Source organism: Allonocardiopsis opalescens, assembly GCF_003002095.1.
Taxonomy (GTDB): Bacteria; Actinomycetota; Actinomycetes; order Streptosporangiales; family Streptosporangiaceae; genus Allonocardiopsis; species Allonocardiopsis opalescens.
On the sequence record NZ_PVZC01000001.1, the window covers coordinates 392,558 to 404,228 of the forward strand.

Genomic DNA, 11,671 nt, shown 5'->3' on the forward strand with positions numbered 1-11,671 from the left:
CCGAATAGGGCCGGATAGGGGTGGGACGGGCGGGGGCGGCTCCCTAGCATCCAGGAAACGGCGGGCGGGCAGGGCGCTGGCCGCACCTGGTTCACGTAGGGAGGAAGGCGTCCTCAGCTCCGCCCCGAGGGCCGGGCTGCGCGCCGCAAGACGGATGAAGAGTCGCGAAGAAGCGATGCGGCTGGGGCCGCTGGACCGTCCGATCGCCGAGGCGACCGATACCGAACTGGGGATGCACCTGCTCAACGCCCGCGGCGTGCAGTGGGTGATGGGCAGCTTCGGCGAGCCCTACGCGCGGATCCTGCGCGGGCAGGCGGACGACCCCTACCCCTTCTACGAGCCGCTGCGGCACGTCGGTCCGCTGATGCCGAGCGCCACCGGCGCTTTCGTCACAGCCGAGGAGGCGGTGGCCGCCGCGGTGGTGGACGGCCCCGGCTTCGGCACCGCGACCGCGGACGGCGCCCCCGCGCCGCCGCAGCTGCTGCCCTTCTTCGACGGGCTGCCCGGTCTGGGGCGGGCCGACGTCGACCGGCTCCGCCCGGTGTGGGAGCCCGCCTTCGGGCCGGGGGCCGCGGCGGACCACCGGGCGGCGGCCGAACGGCTGCACGCCGCCGCGCTGGACGCCGTAGGCGACCCGGACGGCGGCTTCGAGCTGATGGCCGGCTTCGCCTGGCCGGCCGCCGCCTCGGTCACCGCCGAACTGCTCGGGCTGCCCGAATCCGCCCGTCCCGCCTTCGCGGACTGCTGCCGGCGGCTGGCGGTGCTGCCCGACGCCATGCTGGCCGGCCAGCAGATCACCCGCGTCCGCGAACTGGACGCCGCGATGGCCGAACTGGACGGGCTGCTGGCGGCGCTGCCCGCGCCCGCGGACGGCGACCCGCGGGCGGTGCGCACCGTGCGCACCCTCGTGTCCGCCCTGGGCACCGCGCTCGCCGCCAACCTCATCGGCAACGCCGTCCTCGCGCTGCTCGGCGAGGCCAAGCAGTGGGAGGCGCTGGTGGACGCCCCCGACCTGGCCGCCGCCGCCGTCGAGGAGACCCTGCGCTACGACCCGCCGGTGCAGATCGAGGCGCGGGTGGCCCGGGAGGCGACCGAGCTGGGCGGCATGCCGGTGCCCGCCGGCGGGCAGGTCGCCGCGGTGGTCGCCGCCGTGGGGCGCGACGCCCGCGTCCACGCCGATCCGGACCGCTTCGACCTGGAGCGGCCCGACGCCGCCCGGCACCTGGCCCTGCGCGGGCTGCACTACGAACTGCTCGCCCGCCTGGTGCGGCTGCAAGCCGAAGTGGCGCTGCGCACCCTGGCCGCCCGGCTGCCCGGGCTGCGGCTCGACGGGCCGCCGCTGTACCGCAGGCGCGCGCCCGTCACCCGCGGGCCGCTCGAACTGCCCGCCGCCGCCCGTCCCTGACCGAGCCCCCGCACTTCCGGCAAAGGAGAACGACCCGATGCGCGTCCTGGTGACGTCGTTCGCCCATTCCTCCCACTTCGGCTGCATGGTGCCGCCGGCCTGGGCGCTGCGCGCGGCCGGGCACGAGGTGCAGGTGCTCAGCCAGCCCGCGCTGACCGCCGCCGTCACCGGCGCGGGCCTGACCGCCGTCCCGGTCGGCACCGACGACTTCCTCGCCATCGCTGAGGCGCAGATGCAGGGCGGCGCCGCCCTGCCGCCCGAGGCGCGGCTGTACGGGGCCACCCCGGACGAGGCGACCTGGGAGGGGGCGCTGGGGCTGGAGAACATCATGATCGCCTTCCCCACCCTCTTCAACGACGACCGCTTCATCGACGACGTGGTCTCCTACGCCCGACAGTGGCGGCCCGACCTGGTGCTGTGGGAGCCGTGGACGCCGGCCGGCGCCGTGGCGGCGCGGGTCACCGGCGCCGCGCACGCCCGGATGCTGTGGTCGCTGGACTTCCTCGGCATGGCCAGGCAGACCTTCACCACCCTGCGCGACCGCCAGCCCGAGGCGCACCGCGAGGACCCGCTGGCCGAATGGCTCACCTGGACGGTGGAGCGCTACGGGGGCGACTTCGACGAGGAGCTGGTCACCGGCCAGTGGACGATCAGCACCATGCCGCCGAGCCTGCGGCTGCCGGTGGACCTGCCCGTGCTGGACATGCGCTACATCCCCTACAACGGCGCCGCCGTGGTGCCGGACTGGCTGCGCGAGCCGGCCAAGCGGCCCCGCGTCTGCCTCACGCTGGGGGAGACGGGCCGCACCACGCTGCCCGGCGACTCCTTCAGCCCGCCGCTGCTGGTGGAGGCGCTGGCCGATCTCGACATCGAGCTGATCGCCACCCTGGACGAGTCGCAGCGCGGCTCCCTGGAGCGGGTGCCCGACAACACGCGCATCGTGGACTTCGTCCCGCTGCACGCGCTGCTGCCCAGCTGCTCGCTGGTGATCAGCCACGCGGGCGCGGGGAGCTTCAACACCGCCCTGTACAACGGGGTGCCCCAGCTGCTCATCGCCGACCTGCTGGACGCCCCGCTCAAGGCGCGGGGGCTCGCCGAGCGCGGCGCCGGCCTGGCCTTCCACCCGGAGGGGCTGGACGTCGAGCAGGTCCGCGCCGGTGTGGTGCGGATGCTGGCGGAAAGCTCGTTCACCGAGGAGGCGGCCCGGCTGCGCGAGGAGCTGCACGCGCTGCCCACCCCGGCGCAGCTGGTGCCCGAGCTGGAACGGCTGGTCGAACGGCACCGCGGCCGCTCCGCCGACCGGGGCGAGTGACCGGCGCCGATGTACACCGAGCAGCTGAGCCGCGTCTACGAGTTCATCTACCGGGGGCGCGGGAAGGACTGGGCCGCGGAGGCGGACGAGGTCGCGCGGCTGGTGCGGGAGCGGTACGCGGGCGCGGCGCCCGCGCGCTCGCTGCTGGACGTCGCCTGCGGCACCGGCGCGCACCTGGAGGTCTTCGGCACGCTGTTCGACCGGGTCGAGGGCCTGGAGATGGCGAAGCCGATGCGCGAGCTGGCCCGGCGCCGGCTGCCGGGCACGGCGGTGCACGAGGGCGATATGCGCGACTTCGAGCTCGGCCGCCGCTTCGCCGTCGTCACCTGCATGTTCTGCTCGATCGCCTATGTGGGCGCCCTGGCGGAGATGCGGCGGGCCGTGGCGGCCATGGTCCGCCACCTCGAACCCGGCGGCGTGCTCGTCATCGAGCCGTGGTGGTTCCCGGAGAACTTCCTGGACGGCTACGTCGCCTGCGACACGGCCCGCGAGGACGACCTCACCGTGGTGCGGATGTCGCACTCGGTGCGCCGGGAGGGCGCCACCCACATGGAGGTGCGCTTCCTGGTGGGCCGGCCCGAGGGCATCGAGTCCTTCACCGAGTTCGAGGTGCTGTCGCTGTTCACCCGGGACGAGTACCTGGCCGCCTTCGCCGACGCCGGCTGCCCGGCGGAGTTCCTGCCGGGGAGGCTGTCCGGGCGCGGCCTCTTCGTCGGCGTCAAGAGCTGAGCCGCGGCGCGGGCCGAGGCCGGGCCCGGGTGGCCGCCACCCGGGCCCGGCCCCTCGTTCAGGGGCGGCGCGCCCGGCCGCTCACCAGCCCGCCTTGACCGTGTCCACGATGTGCTGGCGGTCCTGCTCCGTCACCCACCAGCCCACCGGGAGGCAGACCAGGCGCTCGGACACCTCGTCCATGCCCGGCAGCAGCGCGGCGTACTGGCGCACGCAGCTGTGCCGGTCGTTGCGCTCTTGCACCGGGCCCGCGGTGATCCCGGCCTCCTTCATCCGGGCCATGAAGCCCGCCATGTCGTCGACCTTCACCGGGTACACCCAGAAGGAGGAGGTACGGTCCTCGGCGCGCTCGGTCAGCTCCAGCCCGGGGACGCCGGCCAGCTCGCGGTCGAAGAAGGCGGCGTTGTCCTGGTGCCGCCGCACCACCTCGTCGGCGTGGTCCAGGTTCGCCAGGCCGATGGCGGCGTTGATGTCGTTCATGTGGAACTTGAAGCCCCACTCCGCGACGTCGTCGCGCACCAGGCCGCGCCCCTTGGCCTCCCGGTCGATGCCGAACCAGCGCAGCAGCTTGGCGCGGCGGTGCAGCTCGTCGTCGGGCAGCACCATCAGCCCGCCGTCACCGCAGGTCAGGTGCTTGACCGCCTGGAAGCTGAAGACGGAGACATTGCCGTGGTTGCCCAGCGGCTCGCCCCGGTAGCGGGCCCCCCAGGCGTGCGCGCAGTCCTCGATCACCATCGGCCGGAAGCCGAAGCGCCGCTCGGCCTCGTCCAGGATCCCGCTCAGCCGGGCCAGGTCCACCGGGTAGCCGGTGAAGTGCACGATCACGATCGCGCGGGTGGCCGGGGAGATCTTGCGGGCCAGGTCGTCCAGGTCGACGTTGAGGGTGCCCGGGTCGACGTCGACCCAGCGCAGCCGCACCCGGTTGGCCAGGATCGCCCAGTTGGTGGCCACCATGGTCAGCGGGGTGGTCAGCACCTCGCCGGGCTGCCCGCCGGGGCCGCCCTCGGGCTCCGTGCCGGCCACCATGTGCAGCGCCAGGTGCAGCCCCGAGGTGGCGCTGTTGACGGTGGCCACCCGGGGGTTGCCGACGCGCTCGGCCAGCGCCGCCTCGAACTCGTCGACCACCGGCCCCTGACCGACCATCCCGCTGGCCAGCACCTTGCCCACCGCCGCGGTCGCCTCGTCGGACATGGGCACTTTGAGAATCGGGATCACCGCTGGTCTCCTCGGGTCAGGGCTCAGTCGTGCGTGTCGTCGCGGCCCGCGCCGGGCTCGCGCAGCCGCGCGTACCACTCCTGGCAGGCGGCGTAGTCGGGCAGCAGCCCGGCCTTCTCGGCCTCGCGCAGCGTCGGCGCGGCGCGGTCCTTGGCCGACAGGACGTACTCGCGGTCGCGCGGCCAGGGCAGCTCCAGGTCGGGGTCCAGCGGATTGACCAGGATCTCCCGCTGCGGCGCGTAGGTGCTGGAGCACAGGTAGACGACGGTCGCGTCCTCGCTGGTCGGCATGTAGGCCAGTCCCAGCCCCTCCGCCACGTAGAGGGCCTGGCGGCCCTGGTCGTCCAGCTCCACCGGCACCGACTCGCCGAAGGTCGGCGAGCCCGTCCGGGTGTCGACCACCACCGCGCTGACGGCCCCGCGCGGGCAGGCCACGTACCGGGCCTGGCTGGGCGGGAGGGCGAAGGCGTGGATGCCGCGGATCGCGTCGCGGCGGGTGGAGGTGCAGTTGGCCTGCCGCACCACCAGCGGGTGCCCGACGGCCGCCTCGAAGGCGGGCCCGTTGAACAGCTCCAGGAAGGAGCCACGGTCGTCGGGATGGATCTTCGGGGTGACCAGGTAGGAGCCGTCCAGCTTGAGCGGGTCGATCCGCATGTCTCGCGCCCTTTCCCGGCAGCCGCATTCGACGTGGGGCGGCCCGCGGACCCGGTGCCGCCAGTGCACGACGGTGCCAAGGGCCGGGCGGGCGGACAACCCCTAGCTTGGCGGCCCCGGCGGGCGGCCGGACCGGGCCGCGGCGCCGCGGCGGCCTGGGGGCGGCCGCCCATATTTAGGGGTCTTCGGCCGGCGGGCCCTCGCCTAGTGTTCGCACCGTGCTCCTCGGCCCGGCCGGACGATGGACGGCGCCGCGCACCGCCGGGACCCCCAGGACGCACACCCGGCACCCCTGGCCCTCCGCCGCCGCACCCCCGGGGTGCGGGCCCGGCGCGCCGATCCGTTGAGGTGGTTCCGATTCCGCAAGCCCCGAGTGCGAAGGGCCCTATCCCCTTCGGCGCCCACCAGACCTGGCACCGGGTCACCGGCCGGCTGCACGCCGGCCGGCCGCCCGTCGTCGTGGTGCACGGCGGGCCCGGCAGCACCCACGACTACCTGCTCGCGCTCACCTCCCTCGCGGACGAGGGCTGGCCGGTGGTGCACTACGACCAGATCGGCAACGGCGGCTCCACGCACCTGCCGGACCGCGGCGCCGACTTCTGGACCGTGGACCTCTTCCTGGCCGAGCTGGACAACCTGCTGCGGCACCTCGGCATCGCCGGCGACTACGTGCTGTTCGGGCACTCCTGGGGCGGCATGCTCTCGGCCGCCCACGCCGCCCGCCGCCCGCCCGGCCTGCGCGGGCTCGTCATCGCCAACTCCCCGGCCTCGATGCCGCTGTGGCGGGAGCAGATGGAGGTGCTGCGGGCCGAGCTGCCGCCCGAGGTCGACGCGGTGCTGCGCCGGCACGAGGCGGCCGGCACCACCGACAGCGAGGAGTACTACACCGCGCTGCGCGTCTTCTACGACCGGCACGTGTGCCGGGTCGTGCCCTGGCCGCGCGACTACGCGGCCACCTTCATGGAGATCTACAACGACTCCACCGTCTACGCCACCATGAACGGGCCCACCGAGTTCCACGTGACCGGGACCCTCCGCGACTGGTCCGTCGAGGACCTGCTCCCCGACATCGCCGTGCCCACCCTGCTGCTGTCGGGCCGCCACGACGAGGCGACGCCCGCCACGGTGCGGCCGTACCAGGACCGCATCCCCGGCGCGCGGTGGACCGTGTTCGAGGAGTCCAGCCACGTCCCGCACCTGGAGGAGCCGGAGCGCTTCCACGCGGTCATGGCGGAGTTCCTCGGCGGCCTCGAAGCACCGGAGGGATAAGTGGCAGATCGCCCGACCGGCCTGTCCCCCGTACGCGACCGCCGGCCCGCCGGGCCGGCCGGGGCGCCGCCCCCGTCCCGCCGCCGCCCGACGGTCATCGTCAGCAGCGTGGCGTCGGACTCCCACACCTGGAACCTGGTCTACCTCCAGCTGCTGATCGAGGAACTGGGCTACGAGGTCGTCAACCTCGGCCCGTGCGTGCCCGACGAGCTGCTGGTGGCCGAGTGCCGGGAGCACCGCCCGGCGCTGGTGGTGATCAGCAGTGTGAACGGCCACGGCCACCAGGACGGCCTGCGGGTGATCGGGAAGCTGCGCGCCCGCCCCGAGCTGGCCCGCACCCCGGTGGTGATCGGCGGCAAGCTCGGCGTCTCCGGCTCCGCCGACCTGGAGCGCGGCCACGACCTGGTCGCGGCCGGCTTCACCGCCGTCTTCCAGGACGGCGCCGACGAGATGGGCTCCTTCCACCGGCTGCTGGCCTCGCTGCCCGGCACTCCCGCACCGCCGCGCGACGCGCTCTCGTGAGCGCGCTGACACCGCGCCCGGCCGGCTTCGGCGCCTTCGTCCGCGCGGCCGGGCGGGCCGGCTCGCTGGTGGTGCAGCCCCGGATGGGCTTCAGCCCGCCCGAGGAGATGCGCGCCGGGCTGCTGGCCACCCGCGAGGCCGCGGCCACCACGGTCGGCACCATCACCCTGGACAGCTACACCCGGGTCGGCGATCTGGCGGCGGTGGCCGAGGCGCTGCGCGAGGGCACCCGGCTCAACGGCTACCCGATCGTCAGCCACAGCGCCGACACCACCCGGACGGTGCTGGAGGGGGTGCGCGGCGAGGGCTTTCCGGTGCAGGTCAGGCACGGCTCGGCGACCCCGTTCGACATCTTCGCCGCGGCCATGTCGGTGGGGATCGACGCGACCGAGGGCGGCCCCGTCTCCTACTGCCTGCCGTATGGGCGCATCCCGCTGCACGAGTCGGTGGAGAACTGGGCCAGGTCCTGCCGGCACTTCGCGCTGCTGCGCGAGGCGGGCCTGGACCCCCACCTGGAGACCTTCGGCGGCTGCATGCTGGGCCAGCTGTGCCCGCCGAGCCAGCTGGTCGCCATCAGCGTGCTGGAGGCCCTCTTCTTCCGCCACCACGGCATCCGCAGCGTCTCGGTCAGCTACGCCCAGCAGACCCACCCGGGCCAGGACCGGGAGGCGATCGCGGCGCTGCGGCACCTGTGCGCCGAACTGCTGCCCGACACGGACTGGCACGTCGTGGTCTACGCCTATATGGGCGTGTACCCGAGCACCCGCGAGGGCGCCACCCGGCTGCTCGACCAGGCGGCCGAGCTGGCGGTGGCGACCGGCTCGGAGCGGCTGATCGTCAAGACGGTCGCCGAGTCGGTGCGGATCCCCACCATCGCCGAGAACGTCGCGGCCCTGGAGCGCGCCGCCGCGGTGGCCCGCCGCACCGCGGCGGACGCGGTGCGCCCGGACGCCGGCACCGAGACCTACGCCGAGGCCCGCGCCCTGGTGGAGGCGGTGCTGAACCTCGACGGCGACATCGGCCGGGCGCTGTTCCTGGCCTTCCAGCACGGCTACCTGGACATCCCCTACTGCCTGCACCCCGACAACATGGGGCGCGCCCGCAGCTACATCGACACCGACGGCCGGCTGCGCTGGGCCGACACCGGCTCACTCCCGCTCGGCTCGGTGCGCGGGCGCGGGCGCCGCTCGGTCTCCTCCGCCGACCTGCTGCACGCGCTGTCCTACATGCAGCGCAGCTTCGACGCCCTGGCCGGGCCGGAAGACCGGCGGGGGCGGCTGGCCGGGGACCCGGCGCGGCCCGGCGGTGTAGGGGATCGCTAGGGGTTCTGCGGCCGGTGGCCGCGAACTAGATTCCGGATCGAGCCGGGCCGCCGCACCCGCCGCACCGCGCCGGAGCGGCCGCGGGCCGTGCGGGCGGCGACGCGGGCAGGCGCGAGCGGCCGCGGCGGACGACACGCAGACAGGCGAGGGGACAGCGCAGACATGGAGACCGACGCCCGGCCCCGCACGGCCGTGGTCTTTCCCGGGATGGGCCCCTCGCAGTACGCCGACGTCAGCAGGTTCATGCTGGTCAACCCGGTGGCCCGCCGCCTGGTCGCGGCCGCCGGCGAGGCGCTGGGCTACTCACTGGTCGACCGCTACCGCGAGGCCGAGGGGGACTACAGCGAGTACGCCCAGGTGGCCTTCCTGGTCAACTGCCTCGCCCTGGCCGAGTGGGCCCGCGACGCGCTCGGCGTCGAACCCGAGCTGTGCGCGGGGCCGAGCTTCGGCGGCAAGGCGGCCGCCGCCCACGCGGGCACGCTGGCCTTCCCGGACGCGGTGCGGCTGACCGCGCGGCTCGCCCGGCTGATGGAGGACTACTTCGGCCGCGAGCACCGCGACGCGGTGACGCTCTCCTTCGTCCGCACTCCGGAGCCGGCGCTGGCGGAGATCCTGGCCGAGATGGACGAGCGCGGCGAGTGGTACGACATCGCCTGCCGCATCGACGAGGACTTCCACATGGTCACGCTGCGGGAGGGCGGGCTGGAGCGGATGCAGGCGCGGCTGCGCGCCGTCGGCGGCCTGCCGCTGTACTCGATGCGCCCGCCGCTGCACTCCGCCGCCTTCGCCGGGCTGCGGCGCCGGGCCGAGGAGGAGGTCTTCGCGGACTTCCACTTCGCCGACCCGAAGCTGCCGGTGGTCTCCGACCACGACGGCTCGGTCCTCACCTCCGCCGAGCAGGTGCGGACGCTGCTGCTGGACGGCATCGTGCGGGCGCTGCGCTGGCCCGAGGTGGTCGCGGCCTTCAAGGAGGCCGGCGTGACCCGGGTGTGCGTGGCGGGGCCGGACAGCCTGTTCGGCCGGGTGGGGATCACCACAGCCAACTTCGACGTGGTGGCGGCCAACCCGCGGCTGGCCATGCAGCCGCGGCGTCGGACCGGTACGCGCTAGAGGGGCCGGGACGGATGCGGGCCGTTCGGTCAGGCGGAGCGCGCCAGCACCCCCGACAGGGTGCCCCACAGCACGCCGGGGGTCTCGAAGGTCTCCAGCGTCAGCGCGTCGTCGGTGAACTTGACGTCGTAGGCGCTCTCCAGCGCGGCCAGCAGCTCGACCATCGCCAGCGAGTCCAGGCCCAGCTCGCGCAGGCCGGCGTCCGCGGCCAGCGGCTCGTCAGGGGAGAGGAAAGGGAGATAGGGGCGGAGGATCCCCTCGAAGCGTTCATCCCACATGGGTGGTCGACCTCATTTCCGGTGCGCGCCCGCAAGCCATTCCGGCCATCGGACATTTCGGATTCCCGGTGCACCAAGATACACGCGGCGCGGAGTGATCTGTCAATGAAACCGCGACCCGGTTCGAGAGAAGTCATAACGCGGATCGCGCCGAGGAGACGGCATGAATGAAATGAACGGGCCCGCTCTGCACGCTCGTTTTCTCCGCGGGCTTTCTGCGGCCCCCGACCGGCCCGCCTTTTATCTCGGCGCGCGCTCCGCCACCTACCGCGAGGTCCACGAGCGGGCGTTGCTGTGGGCGGGCGCGCTGCGCCGGGCCGCGGGCGGGACGCCCGCGCCGGTCGGCGTCCTGGCGGGCAAGGGCGAGACCGCCTACACCGGCATCCTGGCCGGCCTCTACGCCGGCGCCGTCGTCGTCCCGCTGCATCCGATGTTCCCGGCCGCCCGCACCCGCCAGATGCTCAAGGCCGCCGGGGTCGGCGCCCTGATCACCGACGAGCGCGGCGGCGCCGCGCTGCCCGAGCTGCTCGGCGCCGACCACGGCCTGCCGGTGCTCGCCCCGGCCGAGGCGCCCGGCGCCGCCGGGGCCGGCACCGTCGCGGCGCGCCCCGAGGACGCCCTGGACCGGCCGTGCCCCGCCGGCACCGACGACACCGCCTACGTGCTCTTCACCTCGGGCTCCACCGGCCGGCCCAAGGGCGTGCCGATCACCCACGGCAGCACGCACCACTACTTCCGGCTGCTGGACGCCCGCTACGACTTCAGCTCGCGCGACGTGTTCTCGCAGACCTTCGACCTGAACTTCGACTGCGCCATGTTTGACCTGTTCTGCGCCTGGGGCGCGGGGGCGAGCGTGGTGGCGGTCCCCCCGTCGGCCTACCGCGACCTGCCGGCCTTCTGCGCGGAGCGGGGGCTGACCGTCTGGTTCGCCACCCCGAGCGCGATCGGCCTCACCCGCCGGATGGGCGGGCTGGCCCCGGGCTCGCTGCCCTCGCTGCGCTGGAGCTTCTTCGCCGGCGAGGCCCTGCGCTGCCGCGACGCCGAGGACTGGCAGCGCGCCGCCGCGGGCTCGGTGGTGGAGAACCTGTACGGGCCGACCGAGCTGACCGTCACCGTCACCGCGCACCGCTGGGACCCCGACGCCTCCCGCAAGCTCGGCGTCAACGGCGTCGTGCCCATCGGCACCCTGCACGACGGCCACGAGGAGCTGCTGATCGGCGCGGACGGCGAGCCCGCGGAGACCGAGGGCGAGCTGTGCGTGGCCGGCCCGCAGCTGACCCCCGGCTACCTCGACCCCGAGGACGGCGCCGGCCGCTTCCTGGACCGGGACGGACGGCGCTGGTACCGCACCGGCGACCGGGTGCGGCGGGTCGGCGGCGGCGAGCTGGCCTACCTGGGCCGCCTCGACGCGCAGGTCCAGGTGCAGGGCTGGCGGGTCGAGCTGGGCGAGATCGACCACGCGCTGGCCGGCTGCCCGGGGGTGGAGAGCGCGGTCACCGTCAGCGCGGCGCGCGAGGACGGCGTGGAGCTGGTCGTGTTCTACACCGGCCGCCCCGCCACCCCCGCCGAGCTGGCCAGGAGCCTGCGCGAGCTGCTGCCCCACGGCATGATCCCGCGCCGGTACCAGCACCTGGACGAGCTGCCGCTGAACGCCAACCGCAAGGTCGACCGGCCGGTGCTCGCCGCCCGCGCCGCCGAGCTGGTCGGGGCGGCGGCGCCGACCCGCGGCGGGGCGGCCGGCTGAACGGCGCGGCGCCATTCGGCCGGAGCGCGCGTCCGCGCCAAAACCGGCCGGAAAATGGCGCCTCCGGTGCGGGAACCGTTCGGTGCTTCCGATGAGGGGACGCTTAAGGACC

The 11,671-nt window shown here is 74.6% G+C and carries 11 protein-coding genes; 8 read left to right on the forward strand and 3 right to left on the reverse strand.

What is annotated here, in order from left to right:
• Positions 1–154: 154 nt before the first annotated feature.
• The 3 genes from CLV72_RS01640 to CLV72_RS01650 are packed head-to-tail and all read left to right on the forward strand — an operon-like array spanning position 155 to position 3,446.
• Entirely contained in the window at positions 155–1,405 is a 1,251-nt protein-coding gene (locus CLV72_RS01640) for a cytochrome P450 family protein (RefSeq protein ID WP_106237975.1), read from the forward strand.
• 37 nt (positions 1,406–1,442) lie between these two features.
• Positions 1,443–2,717 (forward strand): activator-dependent family glycosyltransferase, encoded by a 1,275-nt coding sequence (locus CLV72_RS01645; protein WP_106237979.1) that lies wholly within the window; start codon positions 1,443–1,445, stop codon positions 2,715–2,717.
• Positions 2,718–2,726: 9 nt separating this feature from the next.
• Positions 2,727–3,446: a class I SAM-dependent methyltransferase gene (locus tag CLV72_RS01650; protein ID WP_106237982.1), complete on the forward strand. Its 720-nt coding sequence runs from the start codon at positions 2,727–2,729 to the stop codon at positions 3,444–3,446.
• 81 nt (positions 3,447–3,527) lie between these two features.
• Here CLV72_RS01650 and CLV72_RS01655 read toward each other — a convergent pair whose 3' ends face one another.
• Both CLV72_RS01655 and CLV72_RS01660 read right to left on the reverse strand, forming a co-directional pair.
• Positions 3,528–4,661 (reverse strand): DegT/DnrJ/EryC1/StrS family aminotransferase, encoded by a 1,134-nt coding sequence (locus tag CLV72_RS01655; protein ID WP_106237986.1) that lies wholly within the window; start codon positions 4,659–4,661, stop codon positions 3,528–3,530.
• A gap of 23 nt (positions 4,662–4,684) precedes the next feature.
• Positions 4,685–5,314 carry a dTDP-4-dehydrorhamnose 3,5-epimerase family protein gene (locus tag CLV72_RS01660; RefSeq protein WP_106237990.1) on the reverse strand — a complete coding sequence of 210 codons (630 nt, stop codon included), beginning with the start codon at positions 5,312–5,314 and terminating at the stop codon, positions 4,685–4,687.
• Between the two features lie 348 nt (positions 5,315–5,662).
• Here CLV72_RS01660 and CLV72_RS01665 point away from each other — a divergent pair, with 348 nt between their 5' ends.
• From CLV72_RS01665 to CLV72_RS01680, 4 genes are all read left to right on the forward strand, one after another.
• Positions 5,663–6,583, forward strand: a complete 921-nt coding sequence (locus CLV72_RS01665; protein WP_245929807.1) for a proline iminopeptidase-family hydrolase — start codon at positions 5,663–5,665, stop codon at positions 6,581–6,583.
• Positions 6,584–7,105: a cobalamin B12-binding domain-containing protein gene (locus tag CLV72_RS01670; protein WP_170140841.1), complete on the forward strand. Its 522-nt coding sequence runs from the start codon at positions 6,584–6,586 to the stop codon at positions 7,103–7,105.
• Positions 7,102–8,427, forward strand: a complete 1,326-nt coding sequence (locus CLV72_RS01675; protein ID WP_245929808.1) for a methylaspartate mutase — start codon at positions 7,102–7,104, stop codon at positions 8,425–8,427. Before CLV72_RS01670 ends, CLV72_RS01675 begins: the two co-directional genes overlap by 4 nt.
• Positions 8,428–8,589: 162 nt before the next feature.
• The gene (locus tag CLV72_RS01680; protein ID WP_146159313.1) at positions 8,590–9,537 is read left to right on the forward strand and encodes an ACP S-malonyltransferase; all 948 of its coding nucleotides are present in this window, start codon (positions 8,590–8,592) and stop codon (positions 9,535–9,537) included.
• A gap of 29 nt (positions 9,538–9,566) precedes the next feature.
• Here the strand turns inward: CLV72_RS01680 and CLV72_RS01685 are convergent, their stop codons facing one another.
• Entirely contained in the window at positions 9,567–9,815 is a 249-nt protein-coding gene (locus CLV72_RS01685; RefSeq protein ID WP_106237994.1) for a phosphopantetheine-binding protein, read from the reverse strand.
• 163 nt (positions 9,816–9,978) lie between these two features.
• Between CLV72_RS01685 and CLV72_RS01690 the strand changes: the two genes are divergently transcribed.
• Positions 9,979–11,559 carry an AMP-binding protein gene (locus CLV72_RS01690; RefSeq protein WP_106237998.1) on the forward strand — a complete coding sequence of 527 codons (1,581 nt, stop codon included), beginning with the start codon at positions 9,979–9,981 and terminating at the stop codon, positions 11,557–11,559.
• Positions 11,560–11,671 lie beyond the last annotated feature (112 nt).